Annotated in this window: 19 protein-coding genes; 16 read left to right on the top strand and 3 right to left on the bottom strand. The window is 40.8% G+C overall.

The annotated features are described in order from the left end of the window. The first annotated feature begins 4 nt into the window (after positions 1-4). Genes FXV77_RS08480 through FXV77_RS08415 form a run of 14 tightly spaced genes read left to right on the top strand, consistent with a single transcriptional unit; the run spans position 5 to position 15,886 of the window. Complete coding sequence (locus tag FXV77_RS08480) at positions 5-952, top strand: glycosyltransferase family 8 protein (protein WP_148918788.1); 948 nt, start codon at positions 5-7, stop codon at positions 950-952. Beyond that, positions 949-1,806, top strand: a complete 858-nt coding sequence (locus FXV77_RS08475) for a beta-1,6-N-acetylglucosaminyltransferase (RefSeq protein WP_148918787.1) — start codon at positions 949-951, stop codon at positions 1,804-1,806. The genes FXV77_RS08480 and FXV77_RS08475 overlap by 4 nt, the downstream gene beginning before the upstream one ends. Next, positions 1,803-2,666 (top strand): beta-1,6-N-acetylglucosaminyltransferase, encoded by an 864-nt coding sequence (locus tag FXV77_RS08470; protein ID WP_148918786.1) that lies wholly within the window; start codon positions 1,803-1,805, stop codon positions 2,664-2,666. Before FXV77_RS08475 ends, FXV77_RS08470 begins: the two co-directional genes overlap by 4 nt. After that, a complete protein-coding gene (locus FXV77_RS08465) occupies positions 2,666-3,778 on the top strand; it encodes an acyltransferase family protein (protein ID WP_148918785.1) in 1,113 nt (370 codons plus the stop codon). The genes FXV77_RS08470 and FXV77_RS08465 overlap by 1 nt, the downstream gene beginning before the upstream one ends. A gap of 1 nt (position 3,779) precedes the next feature. Next, a complete protein-coding gene (locus FXV77_RS08460) occupies positions 3,780-4,973 on the top strand; it encodes a hypothetical protein (protein WP_148918784.1) in 1,194 nt (397 codons plus the stop codon). Then, positions 4,967-5,965: a glycosyltransferase family 2 protein gene (locus tag FXV77_RS08455; RefSeq protein ID WP_148918783.1), complete on the top strand. Its 999-nt coding sequence runs from the start codon at positions 4,967-4,969 to the stop codon at positions 5,963-5,965. Before FXV77_RS08460 ends, FXV77_RS08455 begins: the two co-directional genes overlap by 7 nt. A 9-nt stretch (positions 5,966-5,974) precedes the next feature. Further along, a complete protein-coding gene (locus FXV77_RS08450; protein ID WP_148918782.1) occupies positions 5,975-7,255 on the top strand; it encodes a hypothetical protein in 1,281 nt (426 codons plus the stop codon). Further along, positions 7,230-8,357: a glycosyltransferase family 4 protein gene (locus FXV77_RS08445; RefSeq protein ID WP_148918781.1), complete on the top strand. Its 1,128-nt coding sequence runs from the start codon at positions 7,230-7,232 to the stop codon at positions 8,355-8,357. Before FXV77_RS08450 ends, FXV77_RS08445 begins: the two co-directional genes overlap by 26 nt. A 5-nt stretch (positions 8,358-8,362) precedes the next feature. Next, on the top strand, positions 8,363-9,490 hold the full coding sequence (locus tag FXV77_RS08440) for a glycosyltransferase family 4 protein (protein WP_148918780.1): 1,128 nt from the start codon (positions 8,363-8,365) through the stop codon (positions 9,488-9,490). Next, positions 9,487-10,611 carry a glycosyltransferase gene (locus FXV77_RS08435; protein WP_148918779.1) on the top strand — a complete coding sequence of 375 codons (1,125 nt, stop codon included), beginning with the start codon at positions 9,487-9,489 and terminating at the stop codon, positions 10,609-10,611. The genes FXV77_RS08440 and FXV77_RS08435 overlap by 4 nt, the downstream gene beginning before the upstream one ends. A 23-nt stretch (positions 10,612-10,634) precedes the next feature. Next, positions 10,635-11,771 (top strand): glycosyltransferase, encoded by a 1,137-nt coding sequence (locus FXV77_RS08430; protein ID WP_148918778.1) that lies wholly within the window; start codon positions 10,635-10,637, stop codon positions 11,769-11,771. Next, positions 11,764-12,549: a polysaccharide biosynthesis/export family protein gene (locus tag FXV77_RS08425; RefSeq protein WP_148918975.1), complete on the top strand. Its 786-nt coding sequence runs from the start codon at positions 11,764-11,766 to the stop codon at positions 12,547-12,549. Before FXV77_RS08430 ends, FXV77_RS08425 begins: the two co-directional genes overlap by 8 nt. A gap of 15 nt (positions 12,550-12,564) precedes the next feature. After that, complete coding sequence (locus FXV77_RS08420; RefSeq protein ID WP_222867750.1) at positions 12,565-14,934, top strand: GumC family protein; 2,370 nt, start codon at positions 12,565-12,567, stop codon at positions 14,932-14,934. Positions 14,935-14,956: 22 nt separating this feature from the next. Beyond that, positions 14,957-15,886, top strand: coding sequence for a capsular polysaccharide synthesis protein (locus FXV77_RS08415; RefSeq protein ID WP_222867749.1), 930 nt, complete (start codon positions 14,957-14,959; stop codon positions 15,884-15,886). A gap of 229 nt (positions 15,887-16,115) precedes the next feature. Here FXV77_RS08415 and FXV77_RS08410 read toward each other — a convergent pair whose 3' ends face one another. Together FXV77_RS08410 and FXV77_RS08405 are read right to left on the bottom strand one after the other, a co-directional pair. After that, positions 16,116-16,853 (bottom strand): DUF6733 family protein, encoded by a 738-nt coding sequence (locus FXV77_RS08410; RefSeq protein WP_222867748.1) that lies wholly within the window; start codon positions 16,851-16,853, stop codon positions 16,116-16,118. Positions 16,854-16,977: 124 nt separating this feature from the next. Further along, positions 16,978-17,454, bottom strand: coding sequence for a regulatory protein RecX (locus FXV77_RS08405; RefSeq protein ID WP_148918776.1), 477 nt, complete (start codon positions 17,452-17,454; stop codon positions 16,978-16,980). A 67-nt stretch (positions 17,455-17,521) separates the two neighbouring features. On the opposite strand from FXV77_RS08405, the gene FXV77_RS08400 reads away from it, so the two are divergent. Next, complete coding sequence (locus tag FXV77_RS08400) at positions 17,522-19,951, top strand: bifunctional UDP-N-acetylmuramoyl-tripeptide:D-alanyl-D-alanine ligase/alanine racemase (protein ID WP_148918775.1); 2,430 nt, start codon at positions 17,522-17,524, stop codon at positions 19,949-19,951. Between the two features lie 21 nt (positions 19,952-19,972). Then, complete coding sequence (locus FXV77_RS08395) at positions 19,973-20,566, top strand: DUF502 domain-containing protein (protein ID WP_148918972.1); 594 nt, start codon at positions 19,973-19,975, stop codon at positions 20,564-20,566. A 3-nt stretch (positions 20,567-20,569) separates the two neighbouring features. On the opposite strand, the gene ppk1 is transcribed toward FXV77_RS08395, so the two are convergent. Beyond that, positions 20,570-22,633 carry a polyphosphate kinase 1 gene (gene ppk1 / locus FXV77_RS08390; protein ID WP_148918774.1) on the bottom strand — a complete coding sequence of 688 codons (2,064 nt, stop codon included), beginning with the start codon at positions 22,631-22,633 and terminating at the stop codon, positions 20,570-20,572. Positions 22,634-22,894: the final 261 nt, after the last annotated feature.

Raw genomic sequence — 22,894 nt, 5'->3', positions numbered from 1 at the left:
AACGATGCAAGAATTAAGAAAACAAGCTATTCCTTTAGTTGTAGCGTTTACACCCAACTACTTTGTTCCGGCGGCAACCTGCTTGTACTCTATATTGGAGCATAGTGATTCATCTGCTTCTTTCCGTGTGATATGCTTGCTAACGGAGGAATTGCCGGACAATATGAAGCTGGCACTACAACAATTGGATAAGCATAGGTTGCAGGTCACCTATATTAACCTAAAAGGGCGGCTTCGTGATATCTATGTGGATGGACGTTATACCGTGGCGGCTTTTTACCGCCTGCTACTGCCGGATTTATTACCCGAATACGATAAAGTGCTCTATGTTGACTGTGATGTCGTGGTGCGTAATGATATAGTAGATTTGTACGATAAAACTGATTTGACGGGCTATTATCTTGCTGCTGTTTTTGAGGCTTCTCTGAATAGTCAACTCGATTACTTGGACAAACTAGGGGTAAAACCGGGACATTATATTAATTCGGGCTTTTTGCTGATGAATCTGCAGAAGCTTCGTACGGATGGTATGGTCGGTAAGTTACTGCATGCCGCAAAAACACCCCATCTTCAGTTCCCTGATCAGGATGTGTTGAATCAGCTTTGCGCAGGTAAAATATTAGGACTGCCTCCTTATTATAATAGTATCCGGACATTCTATTTGCCCCAGTATAAGCACATTTTTCTGCGATATTATACGGAGATTGACTGGCAGGCGGTTCAGGAGCATGGTACGATACATTATACTGGAGGAAAACCCTGGGATACGTTTACGGTACAATTTGCTGTTTGGTGGCACTATTACGAACGTTTACCGAAGGACATTAAATCGAAATGGAAACCAAATAAACAGCTGCATTGTCTGTACAAAATATATAATACGGCTGTGGGGAAATATAGTCTGGATAGTATCCGGCAATTGGTGAGACGCTTTAAATATGGAATATCATGAAGCATGCCTACCTAATCATAGTCCATAATGAGTTCGAAGTACTTCAACAACTGCTATACGCTTTGGATGATGTGCGAAACGATATTTATATCCATTTCGATAAGAAATTGAAAAATATTCCTGTATTAACATGTATATATGCTCAGTTGCATATTATACAAGATAGGGTGGATGTACGCTGGGGTCATGTGTCACAAATAAAAGCAGAATATGCACTCTTTACGGAAGCCCATCGATGCTTCCCGGAATACGCCTATTTTCACGTCGTATCCGGCGTACATTTACCGCTATTTAGTCAAGATTATATCCATGATTTCTTCCGTCCCAAAAAAGGTAAGCAGCTTATACCGAAAATGGCAGCAAGTAGCTTCCAGTCGGACTTGAAGATGAATAGATACAATTTGTTTATGCCCTATTTTGCACACACTAATAAATTCATTAGCCGGATAGCACAAATTGGTTGGCGATTAGCGCAAAGTATTCAGCAACACCTCCATATTCGCCGATACAGCCGGTCGGATTACCAATATGGTTCGAATTGGGTGAGCTTAACGCCCGATGCTGTTGCTTATTTGCTGTCTATCCACAAACAAGTTTTAAAAAGATATAAATATACCTTATGTGGAGATGAATTTTTTGTTCCTACCGAGTTATCCACATCTGGATTAGATTTTAGAATAGAGTATAACGATTATTTACTAAAGCATGCGATAGGCAGTGCCAATGCCAAGGTGTACCGGATGGCGGAGTATGAAGAATTGGCTCAGTCAGGCTGTTTATTTGCCCGGAAATTTAGCGCAGTTGATATGGAATTGGTTAATAAGATAGTAGAACTTAACAGCATGAAAGGATGAAACACGCATACCTCATTATTGCTCATAACGAATTTACGATTTTGACCTATCTCGTCAAGGCATTGGACGACGTGCGTAATGATATTTTCATTCATTTTGACAATAAGGCCGTGGACATACCCACGCTCAAGGTTGAAAAAGCAAGGTTGTTTTTCACCAAAGAACGTATTGATGTGCGGTGGGGAGACTTATCGATCGTGGAAGCCGAATATGTATTATTTGCGGAGGCGGTAAAAGAGGAAAGCTACGATTATTATCATCTGCTGTCTGGTGTAGATATGCCCTTAAAAGGACAGGATGAAATACATCGTTTTTTTAATACGCATCAAGGAAAGGAATTTATCGGTTTTTCGCAGTACGATTACGCGAAAGAGGTAGAACGGAAAACTCATAAATATCACCTCTTCCCAAGAGACTTTAAGTTCACCGGAGAAGGGATTAGTTTATTTAAAAAAGCATTGCGCTTTTTGTTTATCCGTGCGCAGTACGTAATGAGGTACAAACGGAATAAAGGTTTGGTTTTTAAAAAAGGAACACAGTGGGTAAGTGTAACCCACGAATTTGTGAAATACCTTTTAGCGAAGAAACAGGAAGTCATGAAAACATATCATCACACATTTTGCAGCGATGAAATTTATAAACAGACGCTTTGCTGGCATTCGCCGTTTCAATCTCGTCTTTATAATCCACATGACGAGGGAGCTGGTTGCATGCGAAAGATAGGTTGGGCTAATGGGCAATTGACCGATTGGAAAGAAAAGGACCACGACCAATTGATAGAATCGGATGCGCTATTTGCCCGAAAATTCAGTAGCAAACATTTAGGTCTGGTAGCAAACATATTTAAACACGTGAACTGATGGAGTATTTGCAAGCCGAGAAAAGACTATCGGGCGTCATTGAATCAATGCGCTTCCCACTGATTTATCTGGTGGTAATTGCGCATATGGTTTCATTTGATACGCCTACCGTAACCTTGTCTTGGAACAGCGAGGACATTTATACGCTCATTTCAGAAATGATTTCCCACAATTTGGCTCGACTTTCGGTTCGTTGCTATTTTTTGATTTCAGGTTATTATTTGTTCAAGAAACTAGTGGAGTGGAATAGTTCAGTGTATGTCGGACAGTTAAAAAAGAAAATCCGAACCCTGTTGATACCCTATGTGCTTTGGAACTTGATTTTGGTCGGCGTCATATTTGCGAAGCATTATATATTCTTAAAATTCGGACTAAGTGTAATCAATAGCGAAGCGGAATATGCGACCATCCGCGATAATTCTTGGTATCAGCTGTTATGGGGTATGCCGATTAATTTTCCGCTTTGGTATATGCGTGATCTCATCTGCATGACACTGGTTGCTCCCTTATTTTACTATGGATTTAAATATCTTAAACATTATGGATTAATCCTGTCTGTAGTATTTTATCTTGGGGTGCACAACACTGGAGTGACAGGTTTCAGTTCAACGGCGATCCTATTTTTTGGAGCAGGGGCTTATTTTGCGATGTATAAACAAAACTTATTGCTTATTATGGCGCCTTTCAAAAACATAAGCATGGTGTTGGCTCTTGTGCTATTGCTTATTTCCACCTTGATGAATGGGAAAACATACCACGAATATATCGTTCGGGCTTTTATTTTGGTCGGCGTTGTCGGTGTGATTAACTTGTTTGATTACCTAAACAATAACGAACGTTTGCGCACTACGTTGGCAAAGCTTGCGCCAACCTCTTTCTTTATCTACGTCGCACACGAAGTTTATATTATCAACTGGTTAAAAGGAGCGTGGACTAGATTACCGATTTACGATTTTGGTTGGGGCAAGCTTATCGGGTACTTTATGGTACCATGCCTGTGTGTGCTCGTGTGTATAGGATTGTATTATTTGATTAAAGTCATCAGCCCTAAGCTATTAGCTCTGTTGACAGGTGGGCGGATGTCGCGATTTACATATAAGGAGAGGATATAAGATGAAAATAAGTGTGCCAAAATTATTTGAACGAGGGAATCAGTTGCTCTATCAGGTGGATGTAGAAATTGCAGGTAACTTTCAGCCGTTATGGTATAGTCTGGATAAAATGTATCTGGATATGGTCTCCAAACGAAGCGATGCTGCTTTAGTTGCCCTTTTGGTACCGGCTATGGAGAGAGGAGAGGACATCTATATCAAGGGCAAAGTTTCCGACAAGTTATTTTATAGTATAATGGGGCCGCTGCAGTCTGTTTTATGCAGTATGTTCCCTTATTTGAAAAAGATAAATGTTTATGTGGACGTTTTGGTCGATGAGGTGTACACAACAGCAAAAGGTGTTTTGACTGGCTTCTCCGGTGGAGTAGACTCTTATTGTGTCCTTGCAGATCATTATGTTGATTCGAAAGTTCCGGAGAGCTATAAGATTACCCACCTTTTGTTTAACAATGTAGGTTCTCATGGAAACGGAGCTGGAGAATTGTTTGATAAACGATATAGTAGACTGCGTTCTATTGCTGGAGATTTAGGCCTTCCTTTTTTGAAGGTAGATTCTAATTTAGATTCTTTTTATAGTCATGTGACGTGGTTTCAACCTACACATACATTAAGAAATACCTCCGTCGCGTTATTGCTTCAAAAGGGAATTGGAAAATACTTATATGCGTCTACTTACAGTTTTTTGGACGTTTTTATTGGCCCGTCAAAAGATATGGCTTACGCAGATGTCATTATATTGCCCATGCTATCCACTAGCAATTTGGAAGCGAGGTCGGTCGGTAGTGAATATACCAGAGCAGACAAAACGACTCGGGTAACGGCAGTTCCGGAATCATATATCTCGTTGGATGTCTGTATCAATTCGGATAATCATATAGGAATTATCAATTGTTCCTCTTGTTGGAAATGCTTACGGACGTTAGCGACGTTGGAGGTCGCTGGTAAGCTTCACCATTATGCAGATATTTTTGATCTCGATATTTACAAAAAATATAGAAATGCTTATTTCATAAAGGTGCTAACCAGTGATGACGTATTAATGAAGGAAATAGTTTTACTAGCTAAAGAAAATAATTTTTCTTTCCCGAAGAATAGTATGATTTTATATAAGACGAAGCTTTACAAACTGGATAATTTCGTGAAAAGGGGCTTTAGCAAGTTAAAAAGAATAGTAAAGGGGCGGGGAAGATGGTAAAAGATAGCTACGTTTCAATAATTATCCCTGTTTATAATGCTGCAGATACGCTTCATACCTGCTTGGCAGCGTTGGAAAAGCAGTCGTATGATTATTTAGAGTTGATATTCGTTAACGATTGTAGTCAGGATGCTAGTTTGCACGTTATCGAAGATTTTGAGAAAGCGATGGGTCATAGGGATAACCTTGTCATAAAAGTGATTAATCACGAAGCGAATCAAGGTGTGGCGGCCGCACGGAATAGTGGCTTGGAGCATGCCGGCGGCGACTATATTTACTACGTAGATGCGGACGACCGGCTGGACGAGAATGCTATTGAACTAGCCATACACGAAGCTGAACGTACCGGAGCAGACATTATCGGATTTGACTGGTATCTGGCTTTTGCCAAAAAGGAACGTTTAATGCGGCAACCTTATTTCTCTACGCCTCATGGAGCAATTACGCAGATGTTGAACGGTAGGATGCGCTGGAATCTGTGGCTTTTTCTGGTGAAACGTTCTCTGTACGAAAAGAACAGGATTCGCTTTATACCGAAGATGAACATGGGCGAGGATATGATGGTGATGTTCAAACTTTTTTCCTTAGCAGAGCGCGTAAGTTATCTACCTCTTGCTTTATATCACTATGGCCAATTGAATCCGGCGTCATTGACGAAAGTCTATTCAGATAAACATATACAAGAGGTCACGGAGAATATAAAAGAAGTAGAACGCTTCTTTTTAACAGGTGTACATGCAGAATATGTTGGGGAGAAACTTGGCTTGTTGAAACTGAACATCAAGTTACCGCTATTGATTTCGAATCAAAATAATCGGTATCAGAAATGGTGTACTTGGTTTCCTGAAGTCAATAAGTACGCTTGGCGCAACAATGTACAGTCGTTACGGATCCGCCTGATACAATGGGGAGCATGGAGGAAACAGTTTTGGATGATTAAACTCCACTACTATTTGATTATACGCATGGTGTATGGAGTGCTTTATAAATAATAAGAGGGTATGGTGCGAATAATATTATATTTTGTAGTTGGGATAGTGGTCAGTTTTTACCTGTTTCCTATTGGTTTTACGTTTTTACCGGCTTCTATCAATACGAAGATGGTGTTGGGGCTTGCTGGAGGTATACTTTTTGGATACAACAGTATACAAGAAAGAGGGGTTGTGTTATCGAGAGGATTATTGGGTGCGATTGGTTTTGCGGTGTTTTTTTCATTGGCTTGCTATATCGCTACCGACGTGAATAATACATCGGATTATTCCTACGTAACCTATATCGGTAGTTTTTTTGCTTGGCTTGCAGGCGCTTACGCGGTGTGCATGTTAATAAAACAAGTGCACAGCACAAACACTTTTCAGATATTAGTCCTGTATCTGGCGGCCGTCTGTTTTGTTCAGTGTGTATTGGCATTGTTGATTGATAATATCGAAAGCTTTCAGCTGCTTGTCGACAGTTATGTTAGTCAGGGACAGGAATTTTATGAAGAAAAAAACAGGCTGTATGGTATAGGGGCGGCACTAGACTCGGCCGGCGTGCGTTTTGCCGTGGTCTTGGTGCTGATTATAGCCTTAATATGCCACGATCAGCAGGTGCGCCGGCATAGCGTTCGTATTGTGCTGTTGCTAGTGGCATTTTTTACCGTTGCCGTCATCGGAAATATGATCTCCAGAACAACCGTTATTGGTTTATCAGCAGCCATATTGTACTTTATCATTTTCTCTGGGCTATTTCGTCTGGAAATCCGTTTCAGTGCCATACACTTAGGGATCTGGTTTGGTATTACTTTGTTGATAGCCATCGCCATATCAACTTATTTATACTATATCAACGATGACTTTTATGGGCATATGCGCTTTGCCTTCGAGGGTTTTTTCAATCTGGTGGAGAAAGGGGAATGGAAAACCGCTTCTACTGATAAACTGAACAATGAAATGTGGATATGGCCAGAGGACACCAAAACATGGATTATCGGTTCAGGTCTTTTTGGTAGTTTTATTTACGGGACAGATATCGGCTATTGTCGATTTATTTTGTATTCAGGACTCACCGGATTTTCCATCTTCGCCTTATTTTTTATATACAACGGATATTTTTTTATGCGTCAATCGCCAACATATGCTACCATGTTTTTGGTGCTTATCGCGATGACGTTTCTGTTTTGGATTAAAGTAGCAACGGATATCTTTTTTATTTACGCGCTTTTCTTTTGCCTGGATGAGTTTATCGAAGAAACAATTAAAAAACCTTTAACACAACATGAAGATCGTTTATTGTATTCTTAATACCTGGTACTCGGGTGGGTTGACGCGGGTTATTGCCAATAAGGCGAATTATCTCGCTGAGGCGGGTCACGACATCACCATCGTGACGACCGATCAATTGGGTAAAGGGCATTTTTATGCTATGTCGGACAAGATCAGATTCATTGATCTGCGTATTCATTATGTAGGATTTGACGATAAATCCATTTTGAGCAAATTGTGCGAAGTACCGAAACGTATGCTGAGGCATTATAAGAGACTACGTAAATTCTTAAAAGAATACAAACCAGATATCGTGATCTCTACTTTCGGGAGAGAACTTTTTGTTTTACCTTTTATAAAAGACGGGAGTAAAAAGATTTTGGAGGCACATTCTTCTCACTTTACATGGATAGATTCTAGAAAAGATAAAGGGTGGTTTGGTAAGCTTCATACGTGGTTGGATGCGCGTATGCTACGCAAGTTTGACAAATTTGTCGTACTGACCGAAGAGGATAAGCCCGATTGGGGGAAGCTTTCCGATATCATAGTCATTCCCAATGCCAATACCGTAGAGCCGCAAGAAACTGCCGCGCTGGATAATAAAATGGCCGTTGCAGCTGGAAGATACGGTTATCAGAAGAATTTCGAAAGTTTAATAAGGGCTTGGACATATGTATATCCAGAATGTCCGGACTGGAAGCTCCATCTTTTCGGTGGAGGTGTCAACAATAGAGATCTGCAAAACTTGGTTGATAAATTAGGATTGACAGATGTCGTAGTATTGAATGAATCCAAACGGAATATTTTTGAAGAATATCTCCAGTCGTCGATGTATATCCTCTCCTCCCGATATGAGGGTTTGGGCATGGTATTATTGGAAGCGCAGGCTTATGGTGTACCGTTGGTTTCTTATGATTGTAAGTGTGGTCCCCGTGATATTATCGAGGACGGTGAAAATGGTTTTTTGGTCAGAACCGGAGATGAGAAAGCTTTGGCAGATGCTATCATCCGATTAGCAAAGGATGAGGCGCTTCGCAAAGAAATGGGTAGCAAGGCAAAACAGCATTCCGTAAAATTTTCGGAAGAAGCCATCATGAAAAAGTGGCGTGACTTGTTTATGGCATTAACGAATAAAAATTAACGGTTATGAAAGTACTCTATTGTATAACGGGAATATACAACGCTGGCGGCATGGAACGGGTCTTGGCGAATAAGGCAAACTATCTTGTTGCGCAGGGGTACGATGTGTCTATTGTTACGACTGATCAACAGGGTAGGTCTCCGTATTTTCCGCTAGATGATACCATTCGGTTGTACGACCTGGATATTAATTATACGATGAATGCATCATTGGGGTTATTAGCAAAAACAAGGCATTATCTGCGTAAGCAAACACTGCATAAAAGAAGATTGAGTAAGCTGTTAATGGAGCTAAAGGCAGATATTGTTGTTTCAATGTTTGACCATGATACCGCTTTTCTCCATAAGGTAAAGGATGGAAGCAAGAAAGTATTGGAAATCCATTTCTCCCGTTATAAACGACTGCAATACGGACGGAGGGGGATATGGAAGCTTGCCGATGTTATCCGAAGTAAACAGGACGTGGCACTGGCGAAACGTTATGAACGTTTTGTGGTGTTGACGGAGGAGGACCGGGGATATTGGGGAGACCTTCCGAATATCGCCGTTATTCCAAACGCAAATAGTTTTGTTCCGGTGAGGCAGGCAAATGTTGGTCATAAACGGGCTATTGCCGTGGGGCGATACGACTATCAGAAAGGTTTTGATGAACTGATTGCGATATGGAAGAAGGTGAACGAACGGCATCCCGATTGGAAATTGGATATTTTCGGTCATGGACTACTGAAAGAACAACTTTGGTCGCAGATTCGCCAACTAGGGCTGGAGGACGTCGTGCGCTTGTGTCCGCCGGTTCGGGATGTCGAAAAGGAGTATTGTAAGAGCGGAATGCTGATCATGCCTTCCCGTTACGAAGGCTTGCCCATGACGTTGTTGGAAGCACAGGTTTGTGGTTTGCCTATGGTAGCTTACGCCTGTAAATGTGGCCCTAGGGATATTATAATAGATGGGTACAACGGTTTTCTGGTGGAAGAGGGCGACCGCGCAACGATGGTAGAACGATTAATACAGCTTATCGAAAACGAAGAATTACGTGGTCTAATGGGAGCAAGGGCGAAAGAAATGTCTGTCAATTTTTCGGAAGAAAAAGTGATGGGCCAATGGTTAAACCTTTTTAACCTACTAACGAGATGAAGACCATCGTGATTTCGGCAGTGAATATTACGGAGGCAGGTCCTTTGGCTATATTAAAGGACTGCCTGTCTGCTCTTTCGCAATGGGTTGGTGATAGAGAAGGCAGGTATAGGGTAATCGCTATAGTGTTTAAAAGAGGGTTGGCAGATTATCCCCATATCGAATATATCGAAACCCAATGGCCCAAAAAGCGATGGGTAAACCGGTTGTGGTATGAATATGTTACGCTGAAAAAGGTGTCCAAAGATATAGGGGACATTTATCTATGGTTTTCATTGCATGATACATCGCCATCGGTAAAAGCCAGACATAGAGTCGTGTATTGCCATAATGCGCTTTTTGGCTATCGTTGGAAACTACACGATGTATTTTTTGCTCCTACGATGGCTATCCTGGCGATGTTAACAAAATACATCTACCGTCCGAATATCCATCGAAATGACTATGTAATTGCGCAGCAAGAATGGTTTAGAAAGGCAATGCATCAGATGTTTAATATAGAACCGAATAGAATTATTGTTGCTCCACCAACGAGCGTAAGAGCAGAGTCTACCCGAGAAGCTGTGCCTACTGTGCAGGAAAAGTTAAAAACGTTCATTTATGCGGCTTCTCCCAATAATCATAAGAATTTCGAGATCGTCTGTCGGGCTGTTGACATCTTGGAGAACCAGTGCGCCATGACGGATTTTTGTGTGTATATCACGATTGATGGAGAAGAAAATGCATACACCAAATGGCTGTATAGAAATTGGGGTAAGCTGAAATCGCTCCAATTTATCGGATTCCTTCAAAAAGAGGTATTGCAAAACTATTATAGAAGATGTGACTGCCTTATTTTTCCCTCTAAAGCGGAATCTTGGGGGTTGCCTATTTCGGAATTTACAGCTTATGATAAATATATGCTATTGGCTGATCTACCATATACTCATGAAACCGCAGGAGGTAGTAAACGTACAGCCTTTTTTGATGCGGATAAACCGGAGGAATTAGCAAAATTGATGAAAGAGCTTATCGAAGGAGAAACACAGGCCTTTCAACCTGTTCCGGTAACGGTTGTTGCCGAGCCAATAGCAGAAGATTGGTCTGTCTTGTTCAACCATCTATTGAGTGAGAGTCGATAATGGATAATTAAACAATTAACACAGTGAATGTACTACAGCTAGGTAAATTTTATCCTATACGCGGAGGCGTAGAGAAGGTGATGTACGATCTGACACTCGGTTTGTCCGAGAGAAAAGTCTATTGTGATATGCTATGCGCTTCCACGGAAGATTTTTCTTCGGAGACGATTAAGTTGAATGCACATGGTCACGTTATGGTGCTGCCTACCCAATTGAAGTTAGCCGCGACAATGTTAGCACCATCTATGATTTTCAGATTGCGCCGGATTGCGAAATACTACGATATTATCCATATTCATCATCCCGATCCCATGGCATGTCTTGCCTTGTTCTTTTCTGGCTATCGGGGCAAGGTGGTTTTACATTGGCATGCAGATATATTGAAACAAAAGACTTTGTTGAAACTATACGCGCCTTTGCAACGCTGGCTGATTAAGAGAGCGGATGTCATTGTCGGAACAACGCCCGTATACGTCGCCGAATCGCCTTTTCTGCAAAAGGTACAGCACAAGATAGACTATATCCCAATTGGTGTTTCACCGTTAAAAAGTGATCAAGTGAAAGTCGCGCATATTCGCGAGCAATATAGTGGTAAACAGGTGATTTTTTCGTTAGGACGGTTGGTTGAATATAAAGGTTACGCCTATTTGATTCGGGCAGTAGCGTGTTTAGATGATAACTTCCATCTGGTAATTGGTGGCAAAGGCCCATTAAAAGTGTCTTTGGAAGCTTTGATACAGGAATTAGGCGTTGAAGATAGAGTGACGCTACTGGGTTTTATACCGGATGACGAAATAGCCAACTATTACGATGCTACGGATATATTCTGCTTAAGCTCGATATGGAAAACCGAAGCTTTTGCTATTGTGCAAATTGAAGCGATGTCTTTTGGGAAGCCGATTATCTCTACCCATATACCTGGTTCCGGTGTGAGTTGGGTGAATAAGGATGGGGTATCGGGTTTGGTGGTGGAACGGGAGAATCCGGAAGTTTTGGCGCAGGCAATAAAAAAAATAGCTGCCGACCCAGTGTTAAGACAACTATTATCAGAAGGTAGCTGGAAACGGTACGAAACGTATTTTACGAGACATGTTATGGTGGAGAAGAGTTTGGAGGTGTATGACAGATTAAGAAAAATAGAAAACTATGAATATGAATAAGATTACTTTGTTGACATGGCTATTAGGCCTGGTACTGCTAAATGGTTGCATCGTACCGAAAAAAGTGGTGTATGTAAAAGACATGATGCCCGATACGGCATATATGGCAATGGAAATGCTGCCGCTACGTTTGCAAAAGAACGACCGTATCCAGATTGTAGTAAGCGCTAGTGCGCCAGAACTTGCTGCGCCATTCAACGGTGGGTTGGGTAGCTATCGGGTAGAGAATGATGGTAGTGTGTCGACCGTGGTCGACCGTACGAACGGCGGCTATATGATCGATTACAATGGAAATATTGATTTCCCTATACTGGGTACACTGCATGTAGAGAGACTTACTGTCGATGAGGTACGGGAATTGATTCGCAGTTCGTTAATTTCCAAAGAATATATCACGAACCCTACCGTGAAAGTGGAGTTGTTGAATCTGAGAATCACCGTAATGGGGGCTGCTGGAAATCAGGTGCTAAACGTACCGGAGGGGCGGATAACCTTATTGGAAGCCATTACACAATCAGGTGGATTGTCAAATATTGCCGACCCACAAGCCGTGTTGGTGATTAGAGAGGAAAATGGTGTACGCAAAAAATACGTAAACGACATCGAATCCAAATCTATTTTTGATTCGCCGACTTACTACCTGCGACAGAATGACATTGTATATGTGGAGCCTAAGATGGCTGCCATGACACCTCGTGAACAACAAACGAGACAGTATATTTCATTTGGTGTCAGTATGCTTAGCCTCGCATTAACGCTATACGCTTTATTAAAATAATCAAAAGAAATGCATATGAATCAAAATAGCCGAATATCCGCTAACGAAAAGAAAGAGTTATCGATCAATGTGGTCGATATTGTGAAATATTTGATCTCCAAATGGATATGGTTTGTCTTGTCTATTCTCATATTTGGCGCGTTTTACTATTACCAGTATAAAAAATCCCCGCTTATTTACCGGAGTACAGAAACGGTGATGATCAAAACACCGGCCAATACACCGGTTACAGCTCGTCTTACACGGACGAACTCGGCCAATATGGTAAACGTAAAAAGCGAAATCCTGCAGCTACGTTCTAAAGAACTGATGCAGACAACAGTAGAACGCATCGGCGCCGAAACAAACTATCAGGATAGGTCAGGGCTACGGTATTACGAACTGTATACTACTAGCCCGGTACAAGTAACAATTGAGGAGAAATCAGCGAATAATAGTTCCGAACTGTTAGTAACGCCGTTGGATAAAGCCAATGTACAGGTGCAAGATAAGCAAAAGGAGGGAATGAAGGTGAAGGTCGCGCTCAATAAAGAAAGCAAAACGCCGTTCGGTGTCATTACAGTGAAACCTACACCTTTTTATAACGAGAAGTCTTATGGAAAAACGATTTGGGTAAGCAAACGGTCGGTAGTAGCGGCGGCGGCTTATTTCCTGTCAAACCTAGATATCAAACAACTTGATGGGGATGCTGGTTTATTGCAGATTACGCTGGAAGACGCTAATCCACAACGTGCGGCAGCGGTAATTACGGAGTTGATTGCAGTATACAACGAGGTGGCATTACGCGATAAGAATCAAATAGCGATTAACACCGAAGAGTTTATACGTGATCGCCTGGTCATTATAGAGAGCGAGCTAGGTTCCGTGGAATCGCATCTTGAGCGCCTTCAGACAGCCAATCAGGGAATGGATGCAAAATCTGAGGGACAAATGTACTTATCGGATAGCCGCCAGTTCCAGTCGGAGCGGACCAAGATAGAAACCGACGTTAACTTGGCTAATATGATGCGCGAATATCTTACCGAAAAAAATGGGCAATATGAGTTGATGCCCAATAATACGGGTTTAGTGGACGCGAATGTAGAAAGTCAGATTAATGAGTATAACGCCATGCTCTTGCGCCGGAATCGTTTGGTGGAAGGCAGTAGTATCTCTAATCCAGTGGTAGCTGATCTGGACAGAAATCTGGCCTCGATACGCGATAATATATATGAAGCCATGGACAATGCTATGAGAGGCTTGAACATCAAGCTGAACAATGTTATACGAGAGGAACAGTCTGCACGGGGGAAAGCGATACAAGCACCAAGAAAGCAACGGATGATGCTTTCTGTAGAACGGCAGCAAAAGGTGAAGGAAGAACTGTATTTGTATTTGCTCAACAAACGGGAAGAAAACGCCATTAACCAAGCCATGACGGATGAAAGTATCCGCATTGTCGATGCGGCAACCCGTTCTAATACGCCTATTTCTCCTAATAAATACCGGAAACTAGTAACGGGTGTGGCTATTGGTACCGTGCTTCCTGCAGCGATCTTATTGATGATGCTTATGCTGGATACCAAAATTAGAAGCCGTCAAGATATTGAAGGGGGATTGTCTGTGCCGTTCCTGGGAGAAATACCATTGTCGAATAAAAAAGCTCATATTTTGGTAACGGAAACAGGACGGGATCCCCTGACGGAAGCTTTTCGAATTTTACGGACGAACATTAGTTTTATGTCGAAAGACGATAAAGAAGCACAGGTCATTATATTGTCGTCATTTGGCATCGGCGCTGGAAAAACATTCACGTCGCTTAACCTGGCGGCGACACTATCGTATTTAGGCAAAAAAGTAGCCGTGCTGGATTTGGATTTACGGAAGGGTACATTAAGTTCGAGAACAGGTTTGAATGATGTGAAAGGTTTAAGCCATTATCTATCAAAATCTGAGGTTAGTATGGACGATATCCGGCATAGCAACGAAGATATAAAGAATGTTGATTTCTTTCCAATTGGAGCCGTAGCACCTAATCCGGTGGGTCTTTTGTTGAGTAAGAGATTAGACAATCTGATTCAAGAATTACGGAGTCAATATGATTACATTGTGGTAGATGGCGTGCCAATCGGAATCGTTGCAGACGCTGCAATCGTGGATCGTATTGCCGACCTAACGTTATTTATTGTTCGTGCAGGTAAAATGGATCGCCGGCAGTTACCCGATATTGAGCGTATATATACAGAGAGAAAAATCAATAATCTAGCTGTTGTGCTAAACGGGTTGAAATTGGGAGGATCAGGTTATGGTTACGGATATGGAGGATATGGGTATGGTTACGGTTATGGACTGAAAGAAAAACGGAAATTTTTAGGTTTATTTAAAAGATCGCGGGGTCGCGTCTAAGTAAAAATCAAATGTTATCCCTATGGCTATCAAGTTAGAAAAATTATCTCAGATACCTTTAATAAGAACAGCGTGGAGCTATCTGCGCGAACATAAAATCCTTGCAAAGCATCGGGAAGTAAGTGCTTTTTGGCGTATAATTATCGATGATTATTATAAGGGAAAGTTGCCGAGTTACGATGTTTTGGCAAAGAAAAAATTCGATACAGATAAAATTATATGGCAATATTGGGGACAGGGATTTCAAGAAGAGAGCCTTCCGGAGGTCGTATCAATTTGTGTGGCATCTGTAGACCGACATAAGGCTGATTATAACGTTATTCGCTTGAACGATTCTTCTATTAAAGAATATTTGGATATACCCGCTTTTGTGTGGGAAAAGCTTAATAACATTCAAGGTTTTAACAGAACTTTCTTTTCTGATTTGTTACGTGTGGCTTTATTGAAAGTGTATGGTGGTGTCTGGCTAGATGCTACTATTTTCTTAGCAGGGGCCTTGCCTGATCATTTAACGACATACGACTATTTTTTATACCAACGTGATCCCAATGAGCAACATAAGAAATATTGGGCGAGCACATATGCTTATTATTGGAGTTGGCATCCAGATTTCTACGTTCAGATGCTAAGTAGCATTATCTTCGCTAATAAAGAAAGCTATGTTATTAGCGTATTGTTGGATTTGATGCTATACTACTGGCAAACAGAAGATAAACTCATAGATTATTTTTGTTTTCAGATATTATACTATGAATTGGTAACCGGAAAGCTTGCTGATAAACGTTGTCCAATAATAAGTGATACAATTCCACATCTGCTACAATCGAAACTTAATGGAGGCTGTAGTTTTCTTTCCTATGCAGAAGTTCTTGCTAAAGGAAATATACATAAGATGTCTTACTTTAATGAAGAAGCAATGTGCAAGCTTCGTAACTTGATTGTTAACGTGTAAAAGATGATCGCCCGTAAACTATTTCCGACAGATATATGCGTTTGGATCCATGTCTGGCGATTTCCGTTCTTCACTAACACGTAAAGATGTTACGAGACCGGTTACAGTTTCCAATTTCTACGACGCAGATTTGGAAAAGTTGAATAATCCACAGTTGCGGTTGTTTTTAAGGAGGAAAATACTAACCTTTTAAGGATCCAAATCCTTAAAAGGCTAGTATTATAGTTGATTAAAATGAAAACCCTGTCGATAATTTATAAAAAGAATCTTTAGGTTGTAAGTCGTTCTTAATTTCCGGGCCGGCCGATAAGCGAATAAAGCTGCCCATTTTGCCAGCATTAAACTGAACATAAGGGCCTAACCATTGAAAATAATCTGCTTGTCCCCCTACATCATCTTTTGTCCGTTTCAAATGCTCGAAATGAGCTCCGAATGAGAAAGCGTCGCTCACTTTGTAGCCGGCATTTGCCCAGTAGTGCAAGTAAGCCAAGGTGGAACCGTCCTCAGGAGCTTTGTCGCGAAGTGGAGCATAATATCCGGCATATATTTCGCTTTCGAACTTCGGAATATCCACATTAAAAAAGAGATTGGGTACTATTCCATCGCCGGCTATTCCACCAAGCTGACCATCGCTTCCTCCTTTAGAAAGGAGATTTCCAAAAGTAAAACCAAGGTTTGGATTCAAGGTGACACCCTCCGCCAAATAAAGATTAACTCCTCCGCCGAACTCCGTCCAATTACCCCATGCAGCACCAGTCCCTGCTCCCCAAAAAATTCCGTATGCCGAGACGCCAATTTTCTCGGATAATTTATATTCCATCGCTACATTCGGCGCAACGCCAAAAAATTGATCAGAAGTAAGTCCTAAAGAGAACGTTACTTCCTTTTCTTGTGCATTGGTGATAAATGGAAGGGAGGTTATCGCCAAAATTGCGGTTAATTTGATGATTTGTTTAATTTTTTTCATAAAAAATGGGTTTTTGTTTGTTTAAATGTAAATATAATCACAAAAATATATAAATATTTTATTTTATCAATTATTTTTTCATAAAAATACAATTTAATCCATTTTTTAGTTGTAAAAAATGCTGTTATATGTTTATTTTATTGTAAATAATATCGTTTTCAAACCCTTTTGATTGTAGATAGGTGTATAATTTTGATTTTTCAATAAAAGAAATGCTTGATATTGGTTTTTTTATTTTCTTTTTTACGGTTTCGTCAATTTTTTTGTGGTATTCTTCTTGGTTTATCTCTTTTAATGCAAGGCGAATGAGTGGTTCGGAGATGTTTTTTGCCTTGAGATGCTGTTTTATTTTAATTTTTCCCCAGCCTTTCATGCGGAATTTTCCTAAAGTGTATGCTTTTGCAAATCGTTCTTCGTTAAGAAAATTGTCTTCGATAAGCAGCACGATAATATTTTCCACCTCTTCTTGATGAAGTCCCCATTCATATAATTTGTTTCGTACTTCCTGCTGAGCACGTTCCTGATAAGCACAGTAGTTTTCAGCTTTTCCCTTAGCTTCTAGTGGTGTTAGTATTTTTTTTCGCTTTTTAGATTCGTCCATGTGCAAATCTTCAAAAAATGCTAGACTTATTGAAAATATTGATGAAATTTGTTCTTTACAATTTATCATGTACACACTAGCATCCATTCTTTCTCATATCCATAGCAAACAGCATCTGATTCGTGATGCGGCACGGCAAATCTATGACTTGGCTTATGACAGCCGTAAAATAAGAAATGCCGAGCACAGTCTTTTTTTTGCATTGAAGAATGTACGTGACGGGCATACTTTTATTCCAGATGCCTATCAGAAAGGTGTACGTGCTTTCGTTGTTTCGTGCGAAGATATCGATATATCTTTATGTCCAGAAGCTAGTTTTTTTTGGGTAGAGGATGTATTGACAGCGCTACAGGAACTTGCCAGCTACCATCGTCAACAATTTCACAAACCTGTGATCGGGATTACCGGTAGTAATGGTAAAACGATTGTAAAAGAATGGCTCGCTCAACTATTGCAGGAGGATAAGAAAGTCTACCAAAGCCCCAAAAGTTATAACTCGCAATTGGGGGTGGCACTATCGCTATGGAATCTTTCAGATGATTATGATTGTGCCATTATTGAAGCGGGGATTAGCTTGCCGGGTGAAATGAACCATTTGGAAGCGATGATACGCCCGGATATTGGTATCATGACCAATATCGGTGTTGCGCATGCCAGTGGCTTTGCTAGTAAGGCGGCCAAAATAACAGAAAAAATAACGCTCTTTAAGCGTACTAAAGATGTTATCTTTCCGTCACGCTATGGTTTTGATGCATACCTGCCTTCGGAAACTACTACGTTTACTTTTGGAGAACGTGATGTGGACAATGTGCGCATACTGCACATAGAAGAAAGGCGGGATGGGCGCTCATCTATCCAAGTAAGCTACGAGCAAGAGATCGCGACCTTTACCGTGCCTTTTGTAGATAAAGCCTCGATAGAAAATGTGCTTATTTGCTTAACCACGCTTTTGTTTTTAGGTTACCCACTGGATGTCATTCTGCCGAAGCTCGGTAGGTTGCGTCCGCTAGAGATGCGTTTGCAACTAAAGACTGGACGGCATAACTGCTCTATTATTGATGATACCTACTCAAATGATCTGGCGTCTTTACAAATTGCTTTGGACTTTTTACATCAGCAGCAGCAGCATAAAAAAAAGACACTCATTTTGTCTGACATGGAGGGCTTGGATGATAAGCTCCAGGCAAAGCTTCTGTCGGTCCTGGGACGGCAAAATCTTACCCGGATAATCATTGTGGGCAAATCCTTACATTTCTTAGTGGATAAGCTGGCTACACCGTTATTGTTTTTTGATTCGACAGAGGAACTGGTACGCAACTTGCGAAATATCGTGTTGGAGAATGAATCTATCCTTATTAAAGGAAGCAGGCGGTATCATTTAGAAGATGTAAGCAAGCTGTTGGTTGCTAAATCACATGAAACAGTCTTGGAAATAAACCTCAGTGCATTGGAACATAATCTACAGGCTTACCGTTCGATATTGCCCCAGCATGTTAAACTGATGGCTATGGTCAAGGCCTTTTCCTATGGAAGCGGCAGCTATGAGGTGGCAAATCTCCTGCAGTTTAATAAGGTGGATTATCTAACGGTAGCATTTGCGGATGAAGGGGTTGAACTGCGACAGCATGGAATTGACTTGCCCATTATGGTATTGAGTCCTGATGAACAGGTGTTTGAAAGTCTGTTGACTTCCAATCTGGAACCGGAAATATATAGCTTTCGTATTTTAAAATCCTTCATAGATTTTCTGCGTATTCGCAAACAGAAAGCGTTTCCTATTCATATTAAGATCGACACCGGCATGCATCGTTTAGGCTTCTTGCCACGGGAGATGGCTGAATTGGCAACTTTATTATCGGCTGCACCGGAGATAAAAGTGAAGACGGTATTTTCACATTTGGTAGCTGCTGGTAAAGAGCAGCATCGTGATTTTACAATCCAGCAGATTGGATTTTTCTCGACGAGCGTCGATCGATTGGAAGTTGGGTTGGGTTATACAGTCATTCGCCATATCGCAAATACCTCGGGTATTATAAACTGGCCGTCTGCCTACATGGACATGGTACGTTTGGGGATAGGACTCTACGGGGTAGACATGGATGGAAAAATGACATTGGAAAAGGTAAGTGAATTAAAAACTACGATTACGCAAATTAAAGAACTGCCTGCCGGAACGACAGTGGGTTACGACAGAAAAGGGCTGTTGCATCGGGCAAGTCGTATCGCTACCGTGAAAATAGGGTATGCGGATGGTTATAGCAGACGGTTCGGCGAAGGTGTGGGAGAGATGTCTATTAATGGACAAAAGGTAAGTACCGTGGGTTCGATTTGTATGGATATGTGCATGCTTGATGTCACGGATATTGTAGCACATGAATTGGATGAGGTCGTCGTGTTTCCGGATTTAATGGAGGCGGCAAGACGTATTGATACGATACCCTATGAGCTGTTGGTAAACCTTTCAGCTAGGGTAAAAAGAGTGTATTATTACGGTTGATTATGATTAATGAATAAGATGATGAAGAAAGTTACACAAAAAATATTATACTATTTAATAAAAGGCACATTAGTGGTTCTACCTGTTGCGGGAGCCGTCTTTTTGATTGTCTGGGTGGTTGCGTCGTTGGATAATGCTTTAAATCTGACAACCCATTTTTTGGAGGATGAACAGGGGTATCCTCTTTATATTCCGGGAACGGGCATTTTGACGGTATTGCTTATGCTGATCTTGGTGGGTTTCATTTTTACAACATTTGTTACCGAACCGATAAGGGCCTGGTTAAAGCGTTCCATTGATAAAATACCACTTTTTAATACGTTATATTCATCTATAAAGGATTTTACAGAAGCCTTTGTGGGCGATGCAAAGAAATTCAATGAGCCGGTACTGGTATTGGTCAACGAAACCGGATTGAAGAAAATTGGCTTTTTAACCCAGCGTGAACTACATAAAATCGGACTGCCAGATGAAGTGATCGTTTACTTTCCTTACTCTTATTCTGTTGCTGGACAGGTAGTTGTAGTAAAAGCATCGAGCGTTCAACGTTTGGATATGACAGCAACGGATGCTATGAAATTAGTGGTTTCCGGTGGTGTGAGCGGAATCGATTAACAACTATTTCGTTTTCTTTCGTAAATATTGATATAACTCCACTTGTGAACGATATGGTGATTTGTCGTTATGTACGTATGTATTATCTAATTTGTTATTTAAAATACGAGCCTTCACATTGTCTTTTAATTGTATTTCCAACATCTCAATGAGTTCTTGTTTAATTTTTTTATTGGTGATTTGTACCGCGGCTTCTACGCGAAAATCTAGATTCCGGGGCATCCAATCGGCGGAGGAAATATAGACTAATTCTTTACCTCCAGCGTAAAAATACATCGCTCTGGCATGTTCCAGATATTCATCGATAATACTGATAGCATGGAAGGGAACTTTAAATTTCTTTTGATTAACGGCACAGTAAATTCCCCGGACAATCAGTTCTATTTTAACCCCTTTGGCAGCAGCCTCATACAGCTGCCTGATAAGGATTTTGTCACTTAGTGAATTGATTTTGATTATTATACGGGCTTTATTTCCTGCACGTGCTTCGGCTATCTCTTTATCGATAAGAGAAAGGAAAGTCGTTCGCATGTTCGTTGGGCATACCAAGAGATTCTTAGTAGGTTTGAGGGTCTGCAATAAATCTCCTTTCGGCTTTTTTAAGGCCGTGAAGATTTTATTTATATCTGCCATGACCGTTCTATTGCTGGTCATAAAACAGTGATCACCATAGATTTTGGCAGTTTTTTCATTAAAATTCCCTGTGCTTACAAAGCCATATTGAATGGTTTTATTATTTAGTCTTTTTTTGATGACACAAAGTTTTGCGTGCACTTTTTTATCCGGGATACCGAGGAGTACTTTTACCCCCTCCATCTCAAATCGCTCTTTCCACATCAAGTTATGTTCCTCATCGAAACGCGCGCGCAGTTCCAACATGACAGTAACCTCTTTGCCATTTCTTGCCGCATTGATAAGTGTATTGGCTACTTTGGAGTTTTCCGCCATACGGTAAATGGTAATATATATGGAGCGAACGTCAGGATCCATTGCTGCTTCACGAAGTAGATCAATGATGGGATGGAAGGTATGGTAAGGAAAGGAGAGTAGCACATCCTTTTTGACCAATACGTCGCTGATACGTTGTCGTCCGGCAAAGTCGGGATGGTCAAACGCGCTACGCTCTGTTGATGGCTTTTCCGATTTGAACACTTTTGGAAAATCCATGAAATGTTTGAAATTATGGATTTTCTGTCCGGGAATAATGCTGTCTTTTTTCGAGAGGTTCAGTTTTTTTATGAGAAACGCTACAAGCGCGGAGTCCATATCCTTGTCGAAGACAAAGCGGGTAGGTTTTCCTTTTCGGCGGTTCTTAATTCCTTTTTCGATTTTTTCTACTAGTGTGGTATTGATATCGTTATCAATATCAAATTCAGCGTCTTTGGTGATTTTAAAAGCATTTGCAGTAAAGGAATCAAACCCGAAATAAGAGAAAATATGGGGTAAATTATATTTGATAACATCTTCCAAAAGCATAACGTGTTTTTCGCCTTTCGGAGAGGGCAGTAACAAAAAACGCCCATTGTGTCTTGTAGGATTTTCGATGATGGCGAAACGTGTTTCGTATTCCCAATCTTTTTTGCGCATAGCAATGCCTAGATACAGGCTTTTGTCTCGCAGATAGGGCATAGGGCGTGCCTCATCAAGCATCAAAGGAATGACATTTGATTCTACTTCTTCTTCATAATAAAACTTAACAAACTCTTGTTGTTCGTGATTCAGCTCTTCATCGGTTTTGATGAAGACCTTTTCTTTTGCCATATCGGCTTGTACCTTTAGCCAAATGTGATCAAATTGTTGCTGTTGCTGAATAACAAGCTCATTCAGTTGATCTAGAATGACTTGGGGTTTTTCGAAGAAGATTTCTCTCGCTTCTTTCTCGTTAAATATTAGCGCCCTTTTTAGTCCGGCCACTCTTACACGAAAAAACTCATCCAAATTATTGGAGAAAATGCCTAAAAACTTAATACGTTCGGAAAGTGGTACGCTCTCATCCGCAGCTTCCTGCAATACACGACCATTAAAACTCAACCAACTGATATCACGCGGAATAAACCTATTTATCATCTTTTTCTTTGCCACTGCTTGAATGTTTTAAATATACTTCCCTAATATGTCTTAAATATAATGAAAATATAAAGAAGATATTAATGAACAGAGGGGACGAAGCTGACTAGAATAAAAAATATGAAATTTTTATTAAAAATAATCGCTTGACTATCAATCTTGTAAATATGTGTATATTATACAATAAGCTGAAAATCAGTTTTTTAATTTGTTTTGCTTGTGTAGCTTTGTGCCGTGAAATTAGTCACCAAACGGAACAAC

This window comes from Sphingobacterium phlebotomi (assembly GCF_008180195.1).
GTDB classification, from domain to species: Bacteria; Bacteroidota; Bacteroidia; order Sphingobacteriales; family Sphingobacteriaceae; genus Sphingobacterium; species Sphingobacterium phlebotomi.
This window is presented reverse-complemented; position numbering and strand designations above follow the sequence as displayed.